General features: G+C 66.8%; 26 protein-coding genes. 8 read left to right on the forward strand and 18 right to left on the reverse strand.

All coding sequences use genetic code 11. The annotated features are described in order from the left end of the window. Positions 1–42: 42 nt before the first annotated feature. Both RT97_RS08990 and RT97_RS08995 read right to left on the reverse strand, forming a co-directional pair. On the reverse strand, positions 43–957 hold the full coding sequence (locus RT97_RS08990) for an SDR family oxidoreductase (RefSeq protein WP_042578441.1): 915 nt from the start codon (positions 955–957) through the stop codon (positions 43–45). A gap of 36 nt (positions 958–993) precedes the next feature. Beyond that, complete coding sequence (locus tag RT97_RS08995) at positions 994–1,653, reverse strand: O-methyltransferase (RefSeq protein WP_080898236.1); 660 nt, start codon at positions 1,651–1,653, stop codon at positions 994–996. 81 nt (positions 1,654–1,734) lie between these two features. On the opposite strand from RT97_RS08995, the gene RT97_RS09000 reads away from it, so the two are divergent. Further along, positions 1,735–2,361, forward strand: coding sequence for a TetR family transcriptional regulator (locus RT97_RS09000; RefSeq protein WP_042578467.1), 627 nt, complete (start codon positions 1,735–1,737; stop codon positions 2,359–2,361). 11 nt (positions 2,362–2,372) lie between these two features. On the opposite strand, the gene RT97_RS09005 is transcribed toward RT97_RS09000, so the two are convergent. The 3 genes from RT97_RS09005 to RT97_RS09015 all read right to left on the reverse strand — a co-directional run bounded on the left by RT97_RS09005 (position 2,373) and on the right by RT97_RS09015 (position 6,030). Next, positions 2,373–3,707 carry an MFS family transporter gene (locus tag RT97_RS09005; RefSeq protein WP_042578443.1) on the reverse strand — a complete coding sequence of 445 codons (1,335 nt, stop codon included), beginning with the start codon at positions 3,705–3,707 and terminating at the stop codon, positions 2,373–2,375. Between the two features lie 113 nt (positions 3,708–3,820). Then, positions 3,821–4,978: an alpha-hydroxy acid oxidase gene (locus tag RT97_RS09010; protein ID WP_042578444.1), complete on the reverse strand. Its 1,158-nt coding sequence runs from the start codon at positions 4,976–4,978 to the stop codon at positions 3,821–3,823. Between the two features lie 167 nt (positions 4,979–5,145). Beyond that, positions 5,146–6,030 (reverse strand): LysR substrate-binding domain-containing protein, encoded by an 885-nt coding sequence (locus RT97_RS09015; protein WP_042578445.1) that lies wholly within the window; start codon positions 6,028–6,030, stop codon positions 5,146–5,148. 146 nt (positions 6,031–6,176) lie between these two features. Here RT97_RS09015 and RT97_RS09020 point away from each other — a divergent pair, with 146 nt between their 5' ends. Further along, complete coding sequence (locus RT97_RS09020) at positions 6,177–7,838, forward strand: L-lactate permease (protein ID WP_042578446.1); 1,662 nt, start codon at positions 6,177–6,179, stop codon at positions 7,836–7,838. On the opposite strand, the gene RT97_RS09025 is transcribed toward RT97_RS09020, so the two are convergent. Continuing rightward, entirely contained in the window at positions 7,816–8,427 is a 612-nt protein-coding gene (locus RT97_RS09025) for a TetR/AcrR family transcriptional regulator (protein WP_042578447.1), read from the reverse strand. The genes RT97_RS09020 and RT97_RS09025 overlap by 23 nt on opposite strands. An 86-nt stretch (positions 8,428–8,513) precedes the next feature. Here RT97_RS09025 and RT97_RS09030 point away from each other — a divergent pair, with 86 nt between their 5' ends. Further along, entirely contained in the window at positions 8,514–8,936 is a 423-nt protein-coding gene (locus RT97_RS09030) for a DUF1348 family protein (RefSeq protein WP_042578448.1), read from the forward strand. Positions 8,937–9,129: 193 nt separating this feature from the next. Then, complete coding sequence (cynS, locus tag RT97_RS09035) at positions 9,130–9,573, forward strand: cyanase (RefSeq protein ID WP_042578449.1); 444 nt, start codon at positions 9,130–9,132, stop codon at positions 9,571–9,573. Between the two features lie 37 nt (positions 9,574–9,610). Here the strand turns inward: cynS and RT97_RS09040 are convergent, their stop codons facing one another. Further along, positions 9,611–10,360: an SDR family oxidoreductase gene (locus tag RT97_RS09040; protein WP_042578450.1), complete on the reverse strand. Its 750-nt coding sequence runs from the start codon at positions 10,358–10,360 to the stop codon at positions 9,611–9,613. A gap of 461 nt (positions 10,361–10,821) precedes the next feature. Between RT97_RS09040 and RT97_RS09045 the strand changes: the two genes are divergently transcribed. Continuing rightward, complete coding sequence (locus tag RT97_RS09045; RefSeq protein ID WP_042578451.1) at positions 10,822–11,145, forward strand: hypothetical protein; 324 nt, start codon at positions 10,822–10,824, stop codon at positions 11,143–11,145. A 7-nt stretch (positions 11,146–11,152) separates the two neighbouring features. On the opposite strand, the gene RT97_RS09050 is transcribed toward RT97_RS09045, so the two are convergent. The 3 genes from RT97_RS09050 to RT97_RS09060 all read right to left on the reverse strand — a co-directional run bounded on the left by RT97_RS09050 (position 11,153) and on the right by RT97_RS09060 (position 12,467). Continuing rightward, positions 11,153–11,572: a hypothetical protein gene (locus tag RT97_RS09050; RefSeq protein ID WP_042578452.1), complete on the reverse strand. Its 420-nt coding sequence runs from the start codon at positions 11,570–11,572 to the stop codon at positions 11,153–11,155. A gap of 99 nt (positions 11,573–11,671) precedes the next feature. Further along, the gene (locus RT97_RS09055) at positions 11,672–12,037 is read right to left on the reverse strand and encodes a glutaredoxin domain-containing protein (protein WP_042578453.1); all 366 of its coding nucleotides are present in this window, start codon (positions 12,035–12,037) and stop codon (positions 11,672–11,674) included. Positions 12,038–12,116: 79 nt separating this feature from the next. After that, positions 12,117–12,467 carry an Atu4866 domain-containing protein gene (locus RT97_RS09060; protein ID WP_253278193.1) on the reverse strand — a complete coding sequence of 117 codons (351 nt, stop codon included), beginning with the start codon at positions 12,465–12,467 and terminating at the stop codon, positions 12,117–12,119. Between the two features lie 213 nt (positions 12,468–12,680). Between RT97_RS09060 and RT97_RS09065 the strand changes: the two genes are divergently transcribed. Together RT97_RS09065 and RT97_RS09070 are read left to right on the forward strand one after the other, a co-directional pair. Then, positions 12,681–13,070 (forward strand): YbaN family protein, encoded by a 390-nt coding sequence (locus RT97_RS09065; RefSeq protein WP_042578454.1) that lies wholly within the window; start codon positions 12,681–12,683, stop codon positions 13,068–13,070. Between the two features lie 64 nt (positions 13,071–13,134). After that, positions 13,135–13,677, forward strand: a complete 543-nt coding sequence (locus RT97_RS09070) for a nucleoside 2-deoxyribosyltransferase (protein ID WP_042578469.1) — start codon at positions 13,135–13,137, stop codon at positions 13,675–13,677. Here the strand turns inward: RT97_RS09070 and RT97_RS09075 are convergent. The 5 genes from RT97_RS09075 to RT97_RS09095 all read right to left on the reverse strand — a co-directional run bounded on the left by RT97_RS09075 (position 13,671) and on the right by RT97_RS09095 (position 18,419). Then, on the reverse strand, positions 13,671–14,261 hold the full coding sequence (locus RT97_RS09075; protein WP_042578455.1) for an NADPH-dependent FMN reductase: 591 nt from the start codon (positions 14,259–14,261) through the stop codon (positions 13,671–13,673). The two genes, RT97_RS09070 and RT97_RS09075, sit on opposite strands and share 7 nt — an antisense overlap. Beyond that, entirely contained in the window at positions 14,254–14,874 is a 621-nt protein-coding gene (locus RT97_RS09080) for a Pr6Pr family membrane protein (RefSeq protein ID WP_042578456.1), read from the reverse strand. Before RT97_RS09080 ends, RT97_RS09075 begins: the two co-directional genes overlap by 8 nt. A 28-nt stretch (positions 14,875–14,902) precedes the next feature. After that, positions 14,903–15,247, reverse strand: a complete 345-nt coding sequence (locus RT97_RS09085; RefSeq protein ID WP_042578457.1) for a DUF1161 domain-containing protein — start codon at positions 15,245–15,247, stop codon at positions 14,903–14,905. A gap of 159 nt (positions 15,248–15,406) precedes the next feature. Then, positions 15,407–17,644: an NADP-dependent isocitrate dehydrogenase gene (locus RT97_RS09090; RefSeq protein ID WP_042578458.1), complete on the reverse strand. Its 2,238-nt coding sequence runs from the start codon at positions 17,642–17,644 to the stop codon at positions 15,407–15,409. Positions 17,645–17,780: 136 nt separating this feature from the next. Then, complete coding sequence (locus tag RT97_RS09095) at positions 17,781–18,419, reverse strand: ABC transporter ATP-binding protein (RefSeq protein ID WP_042578459.1); 639 nt, start codon at positions 18,417–18,419, stop codon at positions 17,781–17,783. 37 nt (positions 18,420–18,456) lie between these two features. On the opposite strand from RT97_RS09095, the gene RT97_RS09100 reads away from it, so the two are divergent. Further along, positions 18,457–19,245: a hypothetical protein gene (locus tag RT97_RS09100; protein ID WP_042578460.1), complete on the forward strand. Its 789-nt coding sequence runs from the start codon at positions 18,457–18,459 to the stop codon at positions 19,243–19,245. A 20-nt stretch (positions 19,246–19,265) separates the two neighbouring features. Here RT97_RS09100 and RT97_RS09105 read toward each other — a convergent pair whose 3' ends face one another. The 3 genes from RT97_RS09105 to RT97_RS33410 form a co-directional block, all read right to left on the reverse strand. After that, positions 19,266–20,582 carry a CynX/NimT family MFS transporter gene (locus RT97_RS09105; RefSeq protein ID WP_172672179.1) on the reverse strand — a complete coding sequence of 439 codons (1,317 nt, stop codon included), beginning with the start codon at positions 20,580–20,582 and terminating at the stop codon, positions 19,266–19,268. Positions 20,583–20,643: 61 nt separating this feature from the next. After that, a complete protein-coding gene (locus tag RT97_RS09110; RefSeq protein ID WP_042578461.1) occupies positions 20,644–21,324 on the reverse strand; it encodes a FadR/GntR family transcriptional regulator in 681 nt (226 codons plus the stop codon). A 111-nt stretch (positions 21,325–21,435) separates the two neighbouring features. Then, a partial coding sequence (locus RT97_RS33410) for a hypothetical protein (RefSeq protein ID WP_042578462.1) occupies positions 21,436–21,873 on the reverse strand: 438 nt, incomplete at its 5' end.

Here is a 21,873-nt window from a genome sequence, read left to right on the forward strand (position 1 = left end):
CGCGGGCAGCGACGGATCGCGCGCCGCCTGCAGCATCGAGCTTCAGGCGCTTGCGCCTTGGATGCCAGAGGGGAGAAGTGGGTTGCCATGGATCTGATCGTAGTAACCAGCCTGATCGAGATCGACCAGCAGACTCGGCCCCTGCGGTTTCCAGCCAAGCACTTCACGCGTGCGCGCACTCGACACCGACATGTCCGCACCCGCCATGTTCGCGAACCACCCGAAGTGCTCGCGTTCACGCGATTCAGCCGGCACTCCGAGGCGGCCACCGATGACCTCGGCAATCGCCTTGAACGGCACGCGCTCATCGGCAACCGCGTGATAGACCGACTCCGTCACTCCCTGCTCGAGTGCCAGGCGATAGACCCGTGCCGCATCCTGCCGCCACACGCCGGCCCAGCAGTTCTCGCCATCGCCGAGAAACGCGGATACGCCTTTCTCCCTCGCCACGCGGATCAGGATCGGCGCGAAGCCGTGGTCGCCCAGACCGTGAACTGACGGTGCCAACCGCACCGTCGCCGCACGCACGCCGCGCTCGGCCCACGCGCGCGCCGTGGGTTCGGACTTGCGCGGAGATGCCGGACTGGGCAGGTCCGATTCCGTTGCGCCACGCGGCAGGCCGAGCAGTCCCGAGGTCACGAGAAGCGGGCGGTCTGAGCCTTGCAGGGCGCCTGCGAGCGCGTCGATCACGCGGCGGTCTTCTTCGCAGTTCTCCATGAAGCGGGAGAAGTCGTGATTGAACGCGGTGTGGATGACGGCGTCCGCTGCAGCGGCTGCGTCGCGCAGGGCCTGGAGATCGTCCAGGGTGGCGCGCAATACCTTGGCGCCCGTTGCAGCGAGCGCCGCAGCCTTGTCCTCGGAGCGCGCGAGCCCGGTGACCGCATGGCCCGCGTCGATCAATTCCTGGACCACGGCAGTGCCGACCCAACCGGTGGCGCCTGTGACAAAAACATTCATTGCAATCTCTCTTCGATCAAGGTTTGGAGAAAGGCCTCAGCCCAACCGCATCGACAACTCCACGTCGTCGGCGAATGGCACGGACAGGTAGCCGCTGTCGGCGGAGCGCACGCGCGCGAGGTAGTCCGGGCTGTAGTCGGCGTTGTCCGCAACGATGAGCGCGCCCGGCCGCAAGCGGGACTCGACCAGCGCCAGCACGTCGTTGTAGAGCGCCTTCGCGCCGTCGAGCAGCAAGAGGTCGATGGATTCGGGGAGGTCGCGCGCGAGCGTCTCGAGTGCATCGCCTTCGCGAATCTCGACCAGGTCGTTCACGTCCCCTTCAGCCAGGTGCTCGCGGGCCTTCGCGACCTTTGACGGCTCGAACTCGCTCGTGATCAGTCGGCCGCCGCCGTTGTCGCGCAGCGCCGCGGCCAGATACAGGGTCGAGAGACCGAAGGAGGTGCCGAACTCCACGATGTGGCGCGCGTTCGTGCTGCGCGCCAGCTGGTACAGCAGCACGCCGGTCTCGCGCGACACCGGCAGCCACAGGTCCTTCAGGCGGCTGTAGAAGTCGAGATATTCGGTCTTGCTGTGCATCAGCCGTTGGCGTTCCGCCGGGCTGATGCCGGCGATGGCGGGGCTGGTGGCCGCGCCGGCCTCTTGAAACAGGCGGTCCAGCAGGGGCGCCATGGGTGCAGTGGTCAAGGTCGTCGTCACAGGGTTCTTTCGTTTGAAAAGCAGATGCGAAATAATATGAAGAACCCTTCATGTTTTCCATTCGCGTTCCGCGCCGCTCCCATGACCGACCGTCGAGGCACCCTGATCTCCTCTCGCAGACAGCCCAAGCAGGCGCGCTCGGCCGACCTTCTTGGGGCCATTCTTCAGGCAGCTATTCAGGTTTTGGCGAAGGAGGGCGTGCACCGCTTCACGACGACGCGCGTTGCCGAGCGGGCCGGCGTGAGCGTCGGATCCGTCTACCAGTACTTTCCGAACAAGGCGTCGATCCTGTTTCGCCTGCAGAGCGACGAATGGCGGCAGACCACGGAGATGATGCGCAGCATCCTCGGGGACGCGCAGCGGCCCGCGCTGGAGCGGCTGCGCACGCTCACGCATGCCTTCGTCCGTTCGGAGTGCGAAGAAGCCGAAGTGCGAACGGCGCTCGGTGACGCCGCACCGTTCTATCGGGATGCCCCCGAAGCGCACGAGGTGCGCGCTGCCGGCGAGGAGATCGTCCGCGCGTTCATGGCAGAGGCACTGCCGGCGGCTTCAGACGCCACGCGCGCCATGGCGGGCGACCTGATCATTGCAACGCTCGGCGCGGTGGGCAAGGAATTTTCGGAGAGCCCTCGAACCGACGCCCAGATCGCGGCCTGGGCGGATTCGATGGCCGACATGTTCTGCGTCTACATGCAGAGCCTGCAGTGACGCACGGCCCGTCAGTGATCGTGGTGCAGGTAGCTCGCCTGCTTCGGCAACCGCAGGCTCACGAGGAACGCGATCACCATCATCCCGCTCACGTACCAGAAGAACGCCGATTCGTGGCCCAGTGACTTGAGTCCCAGTGCCACGTATTCGGCCGATCCGCCGAAGATCGCATTGGCCACGGCGTAGGCCAGGCCGACACCGAGCGCCCGCACTTCCGGCGGAAACATCTCGGCCTTCACGATGCCGCTGATCGAGGTATAGAAGCTCACGATCGCCAGCGCCACGATGATCAGCACGAAGGCCAGCACGGGGCTCGTCGTGTACTGCAGCGCCGTCAGGATGGGCACGGTGGCCAGCGCACCGAGGCCGCCGAACAGCAGCATGTTGGTGCGCCGCCCGATGCGGTCCGACAGCGCGCCGAACACCGGCTGCATGCACATGTAGACGAAGAGCGCGCCGGTCATCACGTAGCTCGCCGTCTTGATCGGCAGGTGCACCGTGTTCACCAGGTACTTCTGCATGTAGGTGGTGAAGGTGTAGAAGATCAGCGAGCCGCCGGCCGTGTAGCCCAGCACCGTGAGGAACGCCGACGTGTGGTGTTTGAAGAGACCCGCCATGCTGCCGGCCTCCTTGTTGGCCTTGGCTTCGGCGCTCTGCGTTTCATGCAGCGTGCGGCGCAGCAGCAGCGCGACGACCGCGGCGATGGCGCCGATCACGAACGGAATGCGCCAGCCCCACGACTTGAGTTCGGGCTCGGTGAGCAACTGCTCGAGCACCACGATCACGAGCACCGCGAGCAACTGTCCGCCGATGAGCGTCACGTACTGGAACGAGGAGAAGAAGCCGCGCTGGCCGCGCAGCGCCACCTCGCTCATGTAGGTTGCCGTGGTGCCGTATTCGCCACCGACCGACAGGCCCTGGAACAGGCGGCACACAAGGAGCAGGAAGGGCGCCCATGCGCCGATCTGCGCATACGTCGGCAGGCACGCGATGACGAGCGAGCCGCCGCACATCATCGTCACCGAGATCAGCATCGAGGTCTTGCGACCGAGCCGGTCGGCCACGCGGCCGAAGAGCCAGCCGCCGATGGGCCGCATCAGGAAGCCGGCCGCGAACACGCCCGCGGTGTTCAGCAGCTGCGCGGTGGGGTCCGATTTGGGGAAGAAGGCCGGCGCGAAGTAGAGCGCCGAGAACGCGTACACATAGAAGTCGAACCACTCGACCAGGTTGCCCGACGAGGCCGCCATGATGGCGAAGACGCGGTGCCGTTTTTCTTCGGCCGTGTAGTGAGGAGGATTGGACGAAGAGGCCGTCTGGCCTCCTTGGGTGGGCGTGACTGCGCTCATGATGGCTGTGCCGCCCTGCAGGCCGGCTATGTTGTTTTCGCTACAACATTTTGCCCCTGCATGGGGGTGGCTCGTGTCAGTAAGAACCGCATCGGCCTACCCCCGGCGTGGCCTTAGAAGGTCCCGGGCAGCAGGATGCTCGAATCGACCGAGTCGATCTGCGTGCGGCCGCAGAAGGCCATGGTGATGTCCAGCTCCTTGTGGATGATCTGCAGCGCGCGCGTCACGCCCTCCTGCCCGTGGGCGCCGAGGCCGTAGAGAAAGCTGCGGCCGATCATCGTGCCGCGTGCGCCGAGCGCGCGGGCCTTGAGCACGTCCTGCCCGCTGCGGATGCCGCCATCCATCCACACCTCGATCTCGCTGCCCACCGCTTCGACGATGGCCGGCAGCGCGGCGATGGAAGAGGGCGCGCCATCGAGCTGGCGCCCCCCGTGGTTCGACACGATGAGCGCATCGGCGCCGCTGCTGGCTGCGAGGCGCGCATCTTCCACGTCCATGATGCCCTTGAGGATGAGCTTGCCGCCCCAGAGCTTCTTGATCCATTCCACGTCGGCCCAGCTGAGCGCGGGGTCGAACTGCTCGGCGGTCCACGACGAGAGCGACGACAGGTCTTTCACGCCCTTGGCATGGCCCGCGATGTTGCCGAAGGTGCGACGCTTCGTGCCCAGCATGCCCATGCACCAGTGCGGCTTGGTCGCGAGGTTCAGGAGGTTCTTGATCGTGGGCTTGGGCGGCGCGGTGAGGCCGTTCTTGATGTCCTTGTGGCGCTGGCCGAGGATCTGCAGGTCCAGGGTCAGCTGCAGCGCAGTCACGTTGGCGGCCTTGGCGCGTTCGATCAGGCGCTCGATGAAGTCGCGGTCCTTCATCACGTAGAGCTGGAACCAGAAGGGATGGCGGTCGGTGTTCTCGGCAATGTCTTCCAGCGAGCAGATGCTCATGGTCGAGAGCGTGAACGGAATGCCGAAGGCCTTGGCCGCGCGCGCGCCCAGGATCTCGCCGTCGGCGTGCTGCATGCCGGTAAGGCCAGTGGGCGCGATGGCCACGGGCATGGCCACGTCCTGGCCGATCATCGTAGTGCGCGTGGAGCGGCCCTCCATGTTCACGGCCACGCGCTGGCGCAGCTTGATCTTCTGGAAGTCGCTCTCGTTGGCACGGTAGGTGCCCTCGGTCCACGCGCCGGAGTCGGCGTAGTCGTAGAACATCTTCGGCACGCGCCGCTTGGCGATCACCCGCAGGTCTTCGATGTTGGTGATCTTGGAAAGGTCGGCCACGGGGGAGTCTCCTGGGTTGTCTCTGTGTGTTCGATCGCGCGAGCGGGCATTATGGGCAGGCTCCGCCGCGGGCCGAGTGTGGCGCCCGAAACCGGCATCGATCTGAAAAATACCGGGGGCGGACCTGAAAAGAATTCAGCCGGCCGCCTGGCTGACCGGCTGACCGGTCAGTCCCTCAGCGCTTGCCGCAGCCACTCGACGAAGGTTGCGCACTCCCAGCGCTCCATCGCCCCCGGCCGCCAGCACAGGAAGTACGCGTTGGGCGACGGCACGCTCTCCGCTGAAAGCCGCACGAGGCGCCCGTTCTCCAGCCAGGCGCTGCCCAGCTTCAGGTGCATGAGCACCACGCCGAAGTCCTCGGCCGCCGCATCCAGCGCCAGGCCCAGGTCGTTGAACTGGTGGCCCGTGGCAGGCTCCGGCAGGCCGATGCCGTGCGCCTTGAACCATGTGCGCCACGATTCGAGCGGCGTGCGCAGCAGCTGCACGCGCGAGACCTCCGCATCGGTCGCGAAGCCCTCGAACGGCCCGTGGCGCTGCAGGTACGCCGGGCTGCAGGCAGGCGCCACGTCGTCGGCCAGCAGCTGGCAGAACTCGCGATCGTGAAAAGGCCCGGTGCCGAAGCGCAGCTCCAGGTCGGCCTCTTCGGCCGTCATGTTGCGAACGGGCATGGTCACCTGCAGCATCAGCTCGATGTTCGGATAGGCATCGCGAAAACGTGCCAGCCGGGGCAGCAGCATCTGGCGCGAGAACGTCGGCGTGACCGCCACGCGCAGCCGCCGCACCTGGGATGCCGGCTCGCGTCCGGGCACCTGCTGCAGTGCCGCAATCGCTTCGCGCACGCGCGCCAGGTAGGCCACGCCATCGGCGCTCAGCCCGAAATCGTTGCCCGAAAAGAGCCTGAGTTCGAGCTGCGTCTCCAGCTGCCGGATGCGGTGGCTCACCGCGCTGGGCGTCACGCTGAGCTCTTCGGCCGCGAGATTCACGCTGCGCAGCCGTGCGACCGCCTCGAAGGCCTGCAGGCCCTGGGTCGAGGGAAGTCGCATGGATGCCATGTGGTGTTGCGTGCCGGGGGTAGGATGTTAGCGAATCGCTGTCGGTGGCTCGTGGCGTCGTTCTCGTTTGTCTTGTGTTGCTTTCGGCGATTTTTCGGTGCGCTGCGCACACCGTCTCATAACCAAATCCAACAGGAGACAAACCCATGGTCTGGCAACAGGTCTACAACCCGTTCGGCAATATGGTGGTATCGACGGCACTGGCCGCGATACCGGTGGTGGTCATGCTCGTGAGCCTCGGGCTCCTGCACGTGAAGGCGCATTACGCGGCGGGGCTGGGCCTGCTGAGCGCCGTGGTCATCGCGGTCTTCGCCTTCGGCATGCCGGCCGACATGGCGGGCAAAGCAGCCTTCCTGGGCGGCATCACCGGCCTCCTGCCCATCGGCTGGATCGTGCTGAACATCATCTTCCTGCAGCAGCTCACGCAGCAGAACGGCAGCTTCCAGATATTGCAGGACTCCATCGCGGGCATCACCGAAGACAGGCGACTGCAGCTGCTGCTCATCGCCTTTGCCTTCGGCGCCTTCTTCGAGGGCGCGGCGGGCTTCGGCACGCCGGTGGCGGTGACGGCCGCGATCCTCATCGGCCTGGGCTTCTCGCCGCTCGCGGCCTCGGGGCTCTCGCTCATCGCCAACACCGCGCCGGTGGCCTTCGGCGCGCTGGGCACGCCGGTGATCACGCTGGCCAAGGTGCACGGGTACGACCTCATGGCGGTCACCGCGATGATCGGGCGGCAACTGCCGTTCTTCTCGCTCCTGGTGCCGTTCTGGCTCATCTGGGCCTTCGCGGGGCGCAAGGGAATGATGGAGGTGTGGCCGGCCATCCTGGTGACGGGCCTGTCGTTCGCGATCCCTCAGTTCCTGGTGTCGAACTACATCGGGCCCGAGCTGGTGGACATCATCGCGGCCATCGTCTCGATGGTGTGCCTGGTGCTCTTCCTGCGCGTGTGGAAGCCCAAGACCGTGTGGACCTCGGTCTCGCTCAAGGGCCACGAGAAAGACGGCGGCGAGGCCGGCCCGGTCGTGGCACCCAGGAAGCATTCGAGCGGCGACATCATCCGCGCCTGGACGCCGTGGCTCATCCTCACCGTGTTCGTATTCATCTGGGGGCTGCCCACGGTCAAGACCTGGCTCAACGGCATCTTCGCGCCGAACTTCCCCATCGACGGCCTGCACAACATGATCGAGAAGGTGGCGCCGGTGGTGCCCAAGCCGACGAAGGAGGGCGCGGTGTACCAGCTGCTGCTGCTCTCGGCCACGGGAACCGGCATCCTGGTGGCGGCCATCGTGGGCGGCCTGGTGATGAAGTACAACCCGGTCCAGCTCGTGGCTGCCTACGGCCGCACGCTGTGGCTGGTGAAGTTCTCGCTGCTCACCATCATGCTGATGCTCGCGCTCGGCACGCTCACGCGCTACTCGGGGCTGGACACCACGTTGGGCCTGGCCTTTGCGAACACCGGCATGTTCTACCCGTTCTTCGGCACGCTGATGGGCTGGCTGGGCGTGGCGCTCACGGGGTCGGACACCGCATCGAACGTGCTCTTCGGCGGCATGCAGAAGGTGGCGGCCGACCAGCTGGGCCTGAGCCCCAACCTCATGGGCGCGGCCAACAGCTCGGGCGGCGTGATGGGCAAGATGATCGATGCGCAGTCGATCGTCGTGGCCTCCACTGCCACGCGCTGGTTCAACCACGAGGGCGAGATCCTGCGCTACGTGTTCTTCCACTCCATCGCGCTGGCGTGCCTCGTGGGCTTCTACGTGACGCTGCAGGCCTACGTGTGGCCGTTCACGCTGATGGTCGTGAAGTAGCTTTTACGGCGGAGGCCACCAGCGCCTCCAGCAGCCGGCGCAGGTCTTCGACGGCTTCGCGCGCCACGGCGGCATCGCCCATCTGGGCCTTGACGATGGCGCCGTCGGCGCCGATGCCCGCGGCCTGCGCGAGCGCCATGCGCGCGGGAAGTTGTGGGGGCAAGAGGCCCGCGATCACCTCGACCATCTCGCGCTTGTGCTCGCGCGAGCGTTCCAGCGCGCCTTCCACGCTGCCGCCCACTTCGGCCGTCGCGTTGATGAAGGCGCAGCCGCGAAACACAGGGTCGGCGAACCACTCGGCCATCACGTCGGCCAGCAGCAGCAGGGCGCCTGCATCGCCCGCGCGTTCATGCGCGCCGCGCCGGCCCAGTGCATCGACGAACCATGCCATCCAGCGCGTGTGCCGGTGATCGAGGAATTCGCGCACCAGGTCGTCCTTCGAGGGGAAGTGCCGGTAGAAGGTGACCTTGGTGACGCCCGAGGCGGCAATCACGCGGTCGATGCCGGTGGCGCGGATGCCGTCGCGATAGAAAAGGTCGTGCGAGGTGACCAGGATGCGCTCGCGCGCGGGCAATGCGGAGATGTCCATGCGGCGATTGTAGGCATGTAGACAGGTCTGTCTACTCGTGGCACATTGCGGCCCTCGACAACTCTTCAACCATCGAAAGCCCCGTCATGGAATCCCGCCCGCCGCTGCCGCCCTTTAGCCTCGAATCCGCCACGAAGAAAGTCCAGGCGGCCGAAGACGCCTGGAACACTCGCGACCCGGTTCGCGTGAGCCTTGCCTACACGCCCGACACCGAGTGGCGCAACCGCGCCGACTTTGTCAACGGCCGCGAGCAGGTGGTGGAGTTCCTCACCCGCAAGTGGGAGCGAGAGCACGACTACCGCCTGAAGAAGACGCTCTGGGCCTTCATGGACAACCGCATCGCGGTGCGCTTCGAGTACGAGTGGCACGACGCCGCGGGCCAGTGGTTCCGCAGCCACGGCAACGAGAACTGGGAGTTCAACGAACAGGGCCTGATGCAGAAGCGCTACGCCAGCATCAACGACCAGCCCATCGCGGAGTCGGAGCGCAAGTTCCGCTGGGACCGCTGACCCGTCTTGTCCCCGCTCCCGCCTGCGGGAGAGGGCTAGGGTGAGGGCACTGGGCCTTCGCAAGGCCGCGCCTCACCCATCGCCGACGCTCCCTCACCCCAACCCTCTCCCCAAGGGGAGAGGGAGCCAGTCGGCTGGGCATGTCTGTTGCTTGTCCTGCCGCATCCGTTTTCACACCCAGGAGCCAGGCAGCATGAACCGCAACGACGTCACCGAAAAGATCATCACCGTGAAGGTGTCCAAGGGCATCCAGTGGGCCGACGTGGCCAGGAAGGTCGGCCAGTCCAAGGAGTGGACCACCGCCGCGTGCCTCGGCCAGATGACGCTCGACGACAAGCAGGCCAAGGTCGTCGGCAGGATCTTCGGCCTCACCGCGGAAGAGCAGAAGTGGCTCCAGGTCGTGCCCTACAAGGGCTCGCTCCCCACGCCCGTGCCGACCGACCCGCTCATCTACCGCTGGTACGAGATCGTGAGCGTGTACGGCACCACCATCAAGGAGCTGATCCACGAGGAGTTCGGCGACGGCATCATGAGCGCGATCGACTTCAGCATGGACATCCAGCGCCAGGCCGACCCGAAGGGCGACCGCGTCAACGTGGTGCTGTCGGGCAAGTTCCTGCCGTACAAGACCTACTGACGCGGCCGCCGTCCGTCATGCGCGCCCAGCGCTTCGATCACCAGGCATGCTCGGCCGACTTCGACACCATGCCCGGGCGAACCGGCATCGTGATGCCGTATCCCTCGATGGCGCCGGCCACCGATCGCGCGACGCTCTCGGCCGGCGTGGCAAGGCGCCGCCGGGTGCGCATGCGCTCGAAGCTGTAGCTCGCTGCGAGGCGCTCGGCCAACGGGTCGGCGAAGCCGGTCACGTCGGGGCTCACCACCGTGACATGCAGGTGGCCCGCATGCTCCTGGCGCAGCCCCTCGGATATCGCGTTCACCGCGTACTGCGTGCCGTGGTACACGGCCGCCTCGGGCGTCACGCCCTGCGCAGCCACGGGCACCACGTTCACGATGTGCCCCCAGCCCTGCAGCTGCATCGTCGGCAGCACGGCCGCGATGCCGAGCAGCACGCCGCGCAGGTTCACATCGATCATGAGTTCCCACTCCTCGATCTTGCGGTTCCACAGCGGCGACATCGGCATCACGCCCGCCGCGTTGACCAGCACGTCGATCTGCCCGTGCGTGTCGAAGGCAAACTCGGCGAACGCCTCCACGCTGGGCCGGTGCGTCACATCGAGATGCTGAAAGCTCGCCGTGCCGCCCGTGGCGTTGATCTCGGCCGCGAGGGCTTCGAGCCTGTCGGTGCGCCGCGCCCCGAGCACCACGCTGGCCCCACGCCGCGCCAGCAGCCGCGCGGTGGCTTCGCCGATTCCGCTGCTCGCACCGGTGATGAGGACGACTTTTTCCTGGATTGCGCTCATACAAAACTCCTCGTGCTGGGTGGTGGACCATGGCGCGAAGGGTGCGCCGGGCATGGAGAGAAGTTTCGTGCGGACGGGGTGTGGAGCGGTATCCGGATCGAACGGGGTTCTTGCCTGATTCTGCGAAAACGCGACGCGGGAGGCGTGCGCTTGTTGGCGGATGTCTTGCCGAATCTCTGCGTCTGATTGACGCGAGCCAACCCCACCGCTACATTGCACTCGCCTCGTGATGAGCGAGGCCGGGTTTGACAGCCTGAAAGAACCGCGGTGAAAGCCGCATACCCGCAATGGTTTGCGGCTTTTGCCATTCCGGCTTCCTTTAAGGCGGCTCGGATGGGAGGGCTCGCGCCCTGCCGGTTTCGCCTAGCGGTTCCCGGTCTGTCAACCCGTTCGAGCCGCCGCCTTCGTTTGACAGCGAACGCAGCGGTTGTAGCAAAGCTGAACCGACAGGGAGGGCCAACATGGCCGAGTCATCAAACACTGCGCATGACAGTGCGGAGTTCAAACCCTTTGTATGGAACCCCCCTGAGGGGCTCGACCACAAAGAACGGCGATACGCCTTGTTCCTCAACGACGCGCGCGACGTGGTGCAGGGGGCGCACACGTTGATGGAGTTGCTCGCCTGGGATGAAGATCGACGCGATGAAGCGTGTTCATCGAACGGTCCTGCACCGCTGCTCGGCGCGGCCGACCGTGCATCGCTTCAGCGGCTGGCAATCGCCTCGCTCGGCATGTTGCACGCGGATATCGAATGCCAATGCGAGGGTTTGGAGAAAGCGCGCTGACGAAAGATCAGTTCGTGGACATTGCCCGGATCGCGCGCTGGAAGGCATTCGACACCTTGGGCAACTCCACAAGGGCGCGCTCGTTGCCGAAAGGACTGTCGATCGCGGGGCGCGCGACCTGATAGTCCATCTTCACACCGCCATCGAGAAAAAACCGTGGCTCGCTGCGAGGGAAAAGACCCGTGTCGGTCTTCAGATTCGTGGTCAGGTGTCGTTTGACGTCTCGCATGTCGACACCGTAAGCCCCTGTCTCCTCGACGCGGACTCTCTCGGCACGGGCCGGTGCGAGCAGCGTTTCGACGAGGGCGTTTTGCTCGCTCGACTGCGGGGAGGTTGCTTCGACGGCATGCGCCGAGGAAGCGCCCAGCAGGAGCGAACCCAGACAAAGAGCCAGCGTCTTGCGCGAAAAGGTGAACTGAAAAATCATGATGACACTCCCTTTTTTTTAGAACTGCTTTCGATACCGGATGAGACTGTACCGACCCTTCGAGACTGCGGGACATTGGTATCTTCCGGCGGCAGCCGGTCAGCCGACCAGACCCTTCAACTCGCCGCTGTCGATGAGCTTCTGCAAATCCGAAGCACCCCCAACCAGCGTGCCCTTCACGAACACCATCGGAAACGTCGGCCACCCGGTCCACATCTTGAGCGCATTGCGGTCGCGCCATTGGCTCAGGTAGCTGCCGTATTCGAGGTACTTGTACGGCTGCCCGATCGCATCGAGCGCCTTGCGCGCTTGCTTCGGATGCGGGTTGATGCCCATGCCCACCACGACCACGTCGTGGGACGCGACCGCGGCCATGACCTCGCGGACGATGGCTTGGCGGCTCTCGGCCACCTTGGTGCGGATGGAGGGGTGGATGCGGGCTTCTTCGAGAACGGGACGGGGCATGCGGGTCTTTCAGTGTTTCGCGTGACTGTAAGGGCCCCGCTCGCTCGCTCCATGACTTTGCCGAACGCGATGCAGCCACTCAACGCCGCGTCTTGTTCTCGCGGTAGAGCACCATGCCCGCGTGGTACAGCACGCCGTCGCGGAAGTCGCCGTCGGCGGTGAAGCCGGTGTCGTCGACGTAGTCGATGTGATCCCCGGTGAGCGTGTAGCGGCCCTGGTAGGCGCTCTGCCGATTGCCGCGTGCTTCGTCGTAGCGGCCGCCGGGCAGCAGCTCGTGGCGGATGTGGCCGTCCCTGGTCACCCACATGCCGACGTAGCGGTTCTGGTCGGTCGGTGCGGCCGGCGAAGGCTGCGCGTGAGAGGGCGTGGAGGCCATCGCAAAGGACAGCGAGAGGGCGGCGAGGGCGCCGCTTCGGGTGGCTGTGGTCATGGTGTGCGCCTTTCGTGAGTAGGCGTTCATTGTGGAAACTGCGGCCGCCGTGCGCTGTCCAGTTCCTGCGGGGTTCTTGCCTTTTTCTCGCCGGTTCCTCCCGACACAGGTTCGCTGGCGCTTCGGCCGCAAGCTGGTGAAGAATGGGCACTGGCGAAGGCACCGGTCCGGTCGGGCCGTCGCCGTCGTCCGATCCTTTTCGAGAATGCTGCGTTGAACCCTGGTCCCAAGCCCTTGTCCCTGCTTGCGCGCGTGCTGCTGCACTGCTTCGCGGTGTTGTGCCTCGTTCTCGGGCTCATCGGCGTGGTGCTGCCCGGCATGCCGACGACCGTGTTCATCCTGATGGCCGCATGGGCCGCTGCGCGCAGCTCGCCGCGCCTGCATGCATGGCTGCGCAACCACCGCATCTTCGGCCCGCTGCTGCGCAACTGGGAGGACGGCCGCACCGTCAGCCGCCGCGCCAAGTGGAGCGCGACCATCACGATGGCCGCCTGCGCCGTGATCGTGTCGTTCACGGCCCATCGCGCGTGGATGGCGGTGCTGGCCATCGGGTGCATGGCGGTGGTGCTGGCGTGGCTGTGGTCGCGCCCGCTGCCGCAATGAATGGCGGCGGTGCAGTGCTTCGCCGCATCTTGAGTTGAGCCCCGAAATCGACGAAGCTGTGGCGATGGACGAGCTCACCGACACCCCGACGCGCCCCCGGATCTATCTTGCGGGGCCGGACGTCTTCCGCCCGGATGCCCGGGACCATTTCGTGCGGCTCAAGCTCGCATGCGACGCCTTGGGTCTTGCAGCGCTGCTGCCCGCAGATGGCGAAGAAGAGCCCTCGCCCGACGCGCTGGAGAAGCGCATCTACGAAGCCAACATGCAGCGCCTTCGCGGCGCCGACGGCGTGGTGGCGAATCTCTCGTCGTTCAGGGGCCTGGAGCCGGATTCGGGCACGGTGTTCGAGGTCGGCGCAGCGGTGGCGCTGGGCATTCCCGTCGTGGCCTACGGCGTGCCCGAGGGCAGCTATGCGGACCGTGCGCGCGCGACGTTGCCATGCGCGCACGACGTGAACGGCGTGCTGCGGGAGAGCGGCACAGGCATCGCGGTCGAAGACTTCGGCCAGCCGTTGAACCTGATGCTGGCCTGCTCGATCTGCATCGAGGCAACGCCTGAAGGCGCGCTGCAGAAGATGGTCGAAGTGCTCGCAGCCTTGCGTCAGTAAGGCGGCGCCTTCCGCGCCCGTTGCGCGCGCGCAGCCTCGGTCCACCAGGCCAGATCGTCGGCAAACCGGGGGAAGGCGCGCTCCAGCGCTTCACCCGCCTTGCCCGTCGGTCGTCCACCTTCATCCAGCGTCTGCGAGATCGGCCCCACCGCCAGCGTGCTCGACACCACTACCATCCCCATTTCCGACAGGATCGAGTGCCACACCGTCCCCGAGCGCACGCCCGAGAAGCGCCCCGCCGAATAGCTCGCGACGGCGGCCGGCCGCCAGAACCACTCTTCGAGGAAGTGGTCCGTCAGGTTCTTCAGGCCGGGCTGCGGGCCCCAGTTGTATTCGCCGGTCACGAAGATGAATGCGTCCGCCGTGCGGATCTTCCCTGCCAGCGCTTCCATCGCCTCGGGCGCGGTGCCCTTGGGGTACTCCTTGTACATGCGGTCGAGCATCGGCAGGCCGACGGCCTTGGCGTCGATGAACTCCGCGTCGGCGCCGCGCGCGCGCAGGCCCGCCATGATGAAGTCCGCGAGCCGCACGCCCATGCGGTCCGAGCGGTACGAGCCGTAGAACACCAGCACCTTGTCAGCCATCGTTGCTCCTGTTGAGTCGGTTTCCCAGCGCCAGCAGCAGCCAGCCGCCGACGAAGAAGGTCAGCGCAATGCCGGCGGCATACGCGGCCACGCCGCCGTAGCCGCCCACGTTCGCGGGATCGAGGAAAGGGTAGGGGTACCAGCCGGTGCCGCTCCCGCGCACCAGCACATAGACGAGGTACGCGATTGGAAAGACCTGGATCGCCAGCAGTTGCCTGCCGCCCAGTTTGGCGCGCGGCGGCTGCAGCAGCCAGTCGAGCACGACCGCGCACGGCATCACGTAGTGCAGCCATGCGTTGATCCACGGCAGCAGTGAGCCCAGGTCCACGTTGCGCAGCAGCAGTGCGAAGACGATGCCGACCACCGCCATGTTGACCGTCGACACGGCACGCAGCCGGTCGCTCGAGGCGGACGTCGCATGGCCCGGAAGAAGTTGGAACGCCGTCAGCAGCAGCACGAACGCCGCGAACAGGTTCGACAGGTTGGTGAAGTAGCTGAAGAAATTGACGACGTCGAAGCCCATGCGCACATGGATCGACAACTGCCAGCCGACCGCCACCAGCGTGACCAGGCCGAAGAACGATCGAAGGATCGAGAGCGCCAAGAGATTCATCGCCGTGCCGTGCGCCGGACCGCCGCCGTCAGCGCCTGCAGTCGCCGCCGACGGACACCGTGCCGTCCTTGCATTCGGTCAGGATGTCGTCGCCCTCTGGCGCGCGGGCAGGCGCCGCAACCGCCGCAGGGGACGACCCCGCGCCCTCGCGCTGGTAGACGATCTTCCTGGTGCCCAGTTCGCAACTGCCCACCACCTGGCCAGCCGCTGGCGCGTTGGCATCGACGACGACCACCGCGAACCGCGCGACGCCGGCCGCGCCGATCTTCGCTTCGATCTGCGCGCGCAGGTTCTCGCAGCTCTCGGCCGCGTGGGCCGTTCCGGTCATTGCGGCCACGGCCGCGGACACGAAGGGAATCAACCAGGTTTTCATGAATGGCCTGCCTTTCGCAGCTTGGTTGACGGGCGGACAGTCTAGCCCCGTGGCCAGGCTGCGGCCCCACAAATGGCAACGGCCTGCCGCATGCGCGGCAGGCCGTTGTCGAGGCTTGCATCAGGCTTCAGCGATGAAGCGCAGACGCAGCCTGTGTCGTCAGGCTTGCGCCGCGGCCAGCACCGAGTTCAGCGTTACGCTCGGGCGCATCACCGTCTCGAATTTTTCCTTGTCGGCCAGGTAGTAGCCGCCGATGTCCACCGGCTTGCCCTGCACGGCCGCGAGTTCGTCGACGATCTTCTTCTCGTTGGCGCTCAGCGTCTCGGCCAGCTTCTTGAACTTGGATTGCAGGGCCGTGTCGTCGGTCTGCGCGGCCAGTTCCTGTGCCCAGTACATCGCCAGGTAGAACTGGCTGCCGCGGTTGTCCAGCTGGCCGGTCTTGGGCGACGGGTTCTTGTTGTTGTCCAGGAGCTTGCCGGTGGCGGCGTCGAGCGTCTTGGCCAGGACCTTGGCCTGCGCGTTGCCGGTCTTCAGGCCCAGGTCTTCCAGGCTCACGGCCAGCGCGAGGAATTCGCCCAGCGAATCCCAGCGCAGGTGGTTCTCTTCGACCAGCTGCTGAACGTGCTTGGGGGCAGAGCCGCCCGCGCCGGTTTCGTAGAGGCCACCGCCGGCCATGAGCGGCACGATCGACAGCATCTTGGCCGAGGTGCCCAGCTCCATGATGGGGAACAGGTCGGTGAGGTAGTCGCGCAGGATGTTGCCGGTGGCGCTGATGGTGTCCAGGCCGCGCACGACGCGCTCGAGCGTATAGCGCATGGCGCGCACCTGGCTCATGATCTGGATGTCCAGGCCCGAGGTGTTGTGCTCGTGCAGGTACATCTTGACCTTGGTGATCAGCTGCGCCTCGTGCGGACGGTAGGCGTCCAGCCAGAACACCACCGGCATGCCGGAGTTGCGCGCGCGCGTGACGGCCAGCTTCACCCAGTCGCGGATTGCGGCGTCCTTGACCTGGCACATGCGCCAGATGTCGCCCTGTTCCACGTCTTCGCTCATCAGCACTTCGCCGGTGTCCAGGTCGGTGATGTTGGCAACGCCGTCTTCGGGGATCTCGAAGGTCTTGTCGTGCGAACCGTATTCCTCGGCCTTCTGGGCCATGAGGCCGACGTTGGGCACGGTGCCCATGGTCTTGGGATCGAAGGCGCCGTGCCACTTGCAGAAGTTGATGATCTCCTGGTAGATGCGGGCGAAGGTCGATTCGGGCATCACGGCCTTCACGTCCTTCAGGCGGCCGTCGGCGCCCCACATCTTGCCGCCGTTGCGGATCATCGCGGGCATCGATGCGTCCACGATCACGTCGTTGGGCGAGTGGAAATTGGTGATGCCCTTGGCCGAGTCGACCATGGCCAGCTCGGGGCGGTGCTCGTGGCAGGCGTGCAGGTCGCGCTTGATCTCGTCCTGCGTGCTTTGCGGCAGCGTGGCGATCTTGTTGTAGAGATCGACCATGCCGTTGTTGACGTTGATGCCCAGCTCGTCGAACAGCTTGCCGTGTTTCTCGAAGGCTTCCTTGTAGAAGATCTTCACGCAGTGGCCGAACACGATGGGGTGCGAGACCTTCATCATGGTCGCCTTCACGTGCAGCGAGAACATGACGCCGGTCTTGTGCGCGTCCTCGATCTCCTTTTCATAGAAGGCCAGGAGGGCCTTCTTGCTCATGAACATGGAGTCGATGACTTCGCGGTCCAGCAGCGCCACCTTCTGCTTGAGCACGACGGTCTTGCCGCTCTTGGTGATCAGCTCCATCTTGACGTTGCGCGCGCGGTCCAGCGTCATGGACTTTTCGCCGTGATAGAAGTCGCCGCCGTGCATGTGCGAGACGTGCGAGCGCGAGGCCTGGCTCCAGTCGGCCATGCTGTGCGGGTTCTTGCGGGCGTATTCCTTCACGGCCTTGGGCGCGCGGCGGTCGGAGTTGCCTTCGCGCAGCACGGGGTTCACGGCGCTGCCGGTGCACTTGTTGTAGCGCGCGCGGATGTCCTTGTCCTCGTCGGTGGTCGGGTTCTCGGGGTAGTCGGGGATCTTGTAGCCCTTGCCCTGCAGCTCCTTGATGGCCGACTTCAGCTGGGACACCGAAGCGCTGATGTTGGGCAGCTTGATGATGTTGGCCTCGGGCTTGAGCGTGAGCTTGCCCAGTTCGGCCAGGTTGTCGGGCACCTTCTGCGCGTCGCTCAGGAATTCGGGGAATTCGCCCAGGATGCGGGCGGCCACCGAAATGTCGCTCGTGGTGACGTCGATGCCGGCCGGGGCCGTGAAGGCGCGCACGATGGGCAGGAACGCGTAGGTCGCCAGGAGGGGCGCCTCGTCGGTGAGGGTGTAGACGATGGTGGGTTGCTTCGTGCTCATGCGCTTGCTTCCGTAAAGCTGAGGGGTCGGGGTGGCGGGAACTCCCGGCGGGATCTGACCGCCGGAATCCGCGATTGTCGCCGGGCGGCGACCCGTCCGGACAGCCGCCGGGGTTATCCCCCCGCGCAAGGCTCTGTCAATGCAGGGGAAGCGCGATGGTGGCGGCCAGCGGCACCTCGTCGATCCGAGCGGCGCTGGCGACCACGAAGGCCCGGCCGGGCCGGGCGGCCAGGTCAGCCAGGGCGCCCCACAGGCAGCGGACCGAGCCGGCGTCCAGCGCGGCCGTCGGCTCGTCCAGCAGCACCAGCGGGCGGCCGGAGGCGAGGGCGGCGGCCAGCCAGACCTTGCGCCTGGAACCCGTCGAGAGCATGTACATCGGCTTGTCGATGTGCGGGGGCAGCGAGAAGCCCTCGACCAAGGCTTGCCAGAGGGCGTCGTCGAAGCGGTCGTCCCCTTCGCGCAGGGCGGCGGTACAGGCCCGGGCCGTGAACTGGTCGAACGCGTCCGTGGCCGGGTCTACGAAGAAGACGTTGCGGCGGTAGGCCTCGGCGGCGGCATCGAGGCTCGCGCCCGCGACGGTCAGCCGGCCTTTCGTTGCGGGCAGCACGCCCGCGATCACCTGGAGCAGCGCCGACTTGCCGGCGCCGGTATCGCCGTAGAGCAGCGTGACGCCGGGGCCGATGGCGGCGCTCCAGCCGTTGGCGATGGGGGCCTGTTCGGGGTAGGCGAAGCGCAGCGCCTCGATCTGGAGGAGGGGAGGAAGGGCGGAATTCATGGGCTCCCCCGACTTTACGTGGCTACCATCGTGGCCCATGAAAAAGCTGCTCACCACCGGCGCCGGCGCCTTGCTGCTCGCCCTGTCGTTCGCCGGAGCCGCGCTGGCCGCCGCGCCCTCGGCGCAGGTCTTCGATGCGGTCAGGAAGCCTGAATCGCTCGACCCCCAATGGCGCGCCCGCCTGTGCGCGCTGTTGCCCCAGCCCTGCGACGTGCAGGCGCTGAGCCTGCACCGCCCGCGCGGCGCGGCGCCCGCCGAGTACGTCGTGCTGTCCGCTGAGCCGCTGGCCATGGCTCGCGTCAGGCGCGGTGCGGGTGCGGCGGGCTGGCAGCTCGACCTCCTGCACGATTTCTCGGGCTATGCGGCATCGATGAAGAAAGAGGACCCCGAGCGCGCCGATGCGCGCCTGTCGCTCGCGCCCGCTCTCTATCCACTCGCCGAGGGCCAGTGGGCGGTGGCCGTGCTGCAGACGGTGTCGGAGGGGTACTCGGGCGGTGGCGCGTCGTTCGACACCGCCGACTTCGTGCCGCTCGAGGGCGGCAAGGCGGTGCACGAAGGCATCCCGTTCTCGTGCTCGAAGATGGTCCGCGCCTGCTTCAGCGAGAAGGAATACAAGACCTCCAAACACTGCCACGACGAGAGCTTCGGCAGCCTGCGCATCGCCTACGCGGAGGCGACGAAACCCGGCGCGCCCTACGGCTGGAACTACACTTGGCTGCAGAGCGAGTGGCCGCAGAACGAACCGCGCAGCGCGACGACCACCACGCGCATCCAGTTCACCGCCCGGACCACCGAGCGCGCGGGCTTCTGCGGCGGGCCGCAATGAATCGCTGAAAGCGCCCGGCCTCAGTGCTTGGGCACCGTCACGGCGCCCACGTACAGCGTGCGCCCCGCGCCCAGCCCTGCAATCACCAGCGCGATACCCAGCCCGACGAAGAGCCACGCGGAGGCGCGGAAGCTGCCGGTCCACCCGTGCAGCAGCCCCGCCAGCAGCGGCCCGCTAGCGGCCACCATGTAGCCCACGCCCTGCGCCATGCCAGAGAGGTGCGCGGCGACGTGCGAGTCGCGCGAGCGCAGCACGATCATCGTGAGGGCGAGCGCGAAGGTGCCGCCCTGCGCGATGCCCAGCATCACGGCCCAGAGCCACACGCCGCCGAGCGGCGCGAACAGCATGGCGAGCATCGCGCACACCGTGAGCAGCGAGAGCACCACGGCCAGTCCGCGCTGGTTGCGCAGCTTCACGGCGAGGGCCGGCACCACGAGGCAGGTCACCACCTGCGTCATGACCGACAGCGACACCACGTAGCCGGCGGTCTCGCCGCCGAGCCCACGCTCGCGCAGGATCGGCGCGAGCCAGCCCATCACGATGTAGGCGAGGGCGGACTGCAGCCCCATGAAGAGCGTGACTTGCCAGGCGAGCCGGTCGCGCCAGAGGCCCTGCACGGTGAAGCCCGATTCGCTCGCCACCGGCTTGAGCGGCAGCGCCTGCGGCGCCCAGATCAGCGTGACCAGGAGGGCCGGCACGGCCCACATCGCGAGGGCGTAGGTCCAGCCGCCCCCCAGTGCATGCTCGAGAGGCACGGTAAGGCCCGCGGCGCTGGCCGCACCGCCGCACACCGCCATCGTGTAGAGCCCCATCATCAGCGCCGCTTGCTTTGCGAAGTCGCGCTTCACCAGGCCCGACAGCAGGACGTTCGACACCGCGATGCCGCTGCCCGCGATGGCCGAGGCCAGGAACAGCAGCGGGATGTTGCCCGTGCCGCGCAGCACCGTGCCCACCAGGATCAGCACCATGCAGCCGAGCAGCGTGCGCTCGGTGCCGAAACGGCGGCCGAGCCAGGGCGCGAGCGGCGCGAAGACACCAAGGCACAGGATCGGCAGCGTGGTCAGCAAGCTCGCGGCCGTGGCCGAGAGGCCCGTGGCCTGGATGATCTCGGGCAGCACGACCGAGAGGCTCGCGAACACCGGCCGCAGGTTGAAGGCGATCAGCACCACGCTCGCGCCGAGCAGGATGCGGCGCGCGAGGCTGGGCGTGGGAGTCGGGCGCGGTGCAGGCAGGCTGTCGGCCTCGGCGTCGATCAGCAGCGCTTCGGTGGTGTTGGTGTTGGTGTGCGGGGCCTGGGTGCGGTGCACGGTGCCTGCCTGCAAGGGGATCGCGCTCATTGAAATACCTTCGTGCTTCGCATTGGGGTGCGAGCTTGCTTGTGGCGGCTTGGCGCGGCGCTCATGCGGTCCCCAGCGCCAGCATGTTGAGCATCGGCGCCATGAAGTTGCGCACGGCAGTCGCGGCGCGCTCGGGGTCGCGGCTCGCAATGGCCTCGACGATCGCTCGGTGCGCGGCCTCGTCGGGCTCGGGCAGGCTGGTGCCCATGGTGCTCGCGATCGTTTCCTTGATGTAGCCGGTGATGAAGCGGCAGGTCTCGGCCAGCGCGAGGTTGCCCGAGATGTCGACGATGGCGAGGTGGAAGGCGAGGTCGCGCTCGATGAAGCCAGCGCCGTCGTCGCCCGCTTCGGGCACGCCGCGCTTGTCCAGCAGGGTGTGCAGGCGGCGCAGGTCGCGGGAGGTGTGGCGCACGGCGGCGAGCCGGGCGGCCTCGACCTCGAGCGCGCGGCGCACCTCGAACTGGTCGCGCAGGCTCGCCAGGCGCATCTTCTGCAGGCTGGCCGAGGGGTCGTAGCCCGAGCGCACATAGGTGCCCGAGCCCTGGCGCACTTCGAGCAGGCCGCGCGAGACCAGCGTCTTGACCGCTTCGCGCACCGTGCCGCGGCTCACGCCCAGCAGTTGCGCGAGTTGCGGCTCGATGGGAATGCGCGCGCCGATCGCCCAGCGGCCCGCGGAAATCTCATTGCGGATGCTGTCGGCGGCGGCGTCCGCCAGGGAGGTTCGGGGGGCATGGGCAAGCATGTCTCGGATCGCCTATTCATTGAATCATTGGATGAATTCTGACATTCGCGCAAAGCCGCAGTCGGCCCCATGGGCTCTTTGCGTTCCGGTCGCGGGGCGTCCGGGCCCCGGTCAGCGGTTCTCGATGCCGGAGGGCTTCGGCCTCTGGAGCGTCTGCCGAGGGTCGTCCAGCTGCGCCATCAACTCGGCGACCGCGCCCGCTACGCGGTCCTGCTGCTCGGACACGGCGTCCGCGTAGATGTCGATCTGGTTGTCGATGTTCAGTTCGCGCCGGATCGCCACCATGATCGGCTGCATCTTCGTGTTGATGGCCTGCAGCCCGAGCATCAGGCTCTTGACGAACTCGCCGTGCAGCGCATGCCGCTCCACATGCAGGGCCTGGCGCGTCTCGCTGTGGTCGCGCAGGAACTTGGTCTGGGTGTCCAGCGCGAGATCGAGCGCGCGGCGCCGGGCCTCGTCGCTCTCGGCGTTGCCCGATGGAACGAACTGGTCGATGGCCGAGAGCGCGCGCTTCTGCTCGGCCAGCGCGCCTTCGCAAAGCGTCGTGTA

It is taken from the genome of Variovorax paradoxus (genome assembly GCF_000834655.1).
Taxonomy (GTDB): Bacteria; Pseudomonadota; Gammaproteobacteria; order Burkholderiales; family Burkholderiaceae_C; genus Variovorax; species Variovorax paradoxus_F.

Bases quoted from the DNA above. Each gene is read 5' to 3' on its own strand.
- RT97_RS09075 (WP_042578455.1), bottom strand. From the start codon at position 14,261: ATGGCTGACAAGGTGCTGGTGTTCTACGGCTCGTACCGCTCGGACCGC.
- RT97_RS09030 (WP_042578448.1), top strand. From the start codon at position 8,514: ATGGAATCCCGCCCGCCGCTGCCGCCCTTTAGCCTCGAATCCGCCACG.
- RT97_RS09060 (WP_253278193.1), bottom strand. From the start codon at position 12,467: ATGACCACAGCCACCCGAAGCGGCGCCCTCGCCGCCCTCTCGCTGTCC.
- RT97_RS09070 (WP_042578469.1), top strand. From the start codon at position 13,135: ATGGACGAGCTCACCGACACCCCGACGCGCCCCCGGATCTATCTTGCG.
- RT97_RS09045 (WP_042578451.1), top strand. From the start codon at position 10,822: ATGGCCGAGTCATCAAACACTGCGCATGACAGTGCGGAGTTCAAACCC.
- RT97_RS09080 (WP_042578456.1), bottom strand. From the start codon at position 14,874: ATGAATCTCTTGGCGCTCTCGATCCTTCGATCGTTCTTCGGCCTGGTC.
- RT97_RS09020 (WP_042578446.1), top strand. From the start codon at position 6,177: ATGGTCTGGCAACAGGTCTACAACCCGTTCGGCAATATGGTGGTATCG.
- RT97_RS09015 (WP_042578445.1), bottom strand. From the start codon at position 6,030: ATGGCATCCATGCGACTTCCCTCGACCCAGGGCCTGCAGGCCTTCGAG.
- RT97_RS09105 (WP_172672179.1), bottom strand. From the start codon at position 20,582: ATGAGCGCGATCCCCTTGCAGGCAGGCACCGTGCACCGCACCCAGGCC.
- RT97_RS09100 (WP_042578460.1), top strand. From the start codon at position 18,457: ATGAAAAAGCTGCTCACCACCGGCGCCGGCGCCTTGCTGCTCGCCCTG.
- RT97_RS09095 (WP_042578459.1), bottom strand. From the start codon at position 18,419: ATGAATTCCGCCCTTCCTCCCCTCCTCCAGATCGAGGCGCTGCGCTTC.
- RT97_RS09085 (WP_042578457.1), bottom strand. From the start codon at position 15,247: ATGAAAACCTGGTTGATTCCCTTCGTGTCCGCGGCCGTGGCCGCAATG.
- cynS (WP_042578449.1), top strand. From the start codon at position 9,130: ATGAACCGCAACGACGTCACCGAAAAGATCATCACCGTGAAGGTGTCC.
- RT97_RS09000 (WP_042578467.1), top strand. From the start codon at position 1,735: ATGACCGACCGTCGAGGCACCCTGATCTCCTCTCGCAGACAGCCCAAG.
- RT97_RS09050 (WP_042578452.1), bottom strand. From the start codon at position 11,572: ATGATTTTTCAGTTCACCTTTTCGCGCAAGACGCTGGCTCTTTGTCTG.
- RT97_RS09090 (WP_042578458.1), bottom strand. From the start codon at position 17,644: ATGAGCACGAAGCAACCCACCATCGTCTACACCCTCACCGACGAGGCG.
- RT97_RS09025 (WP_042578447.1), bottom strand. From the start codon at position 8,427: ATGGACATCTCCGCATTGCCCGCGCGCGAGCGCATCCTGGTCACCTCG.
- RT97_RS09005 (WP_042578443.1), bottom strand. From the start codon at position 3,707: ATGAGCGCAGTCACGCCCACCCAAGGAGGCCAGACGGCCTCTTCGTCC.
- RT97_RS08990 (WP_042578441.1), bottom strand. From the start codon at position 957: ATGAATGTTTTTGTCACAGGCGCCACCGGTTGGGTCGGCACTGCCGTG.
- RT97_RS09055 (WP_042578453.1), bottom strand. From the start codon at position 12,037: ATGCCCCGTCCCGTTCTCGAAGAAGCCCGCATCCACCCCTCCATCCGC.
- RT97_RS09040 (WP_042578450.1), bottom strand. From the start codon at position 10,360: ATGAGCGCAATCCAGGAAAAAGTCGTCCTCATCACCGGTGCGAGCAGC.
- RT97_RS09110 (WP_042578461.1), bottom strand. From the start codon at position 21,324: ATGCTTGCCCATGCCCCCCGAACCTCCCTGGCGGACGCCGCCGCCGAC.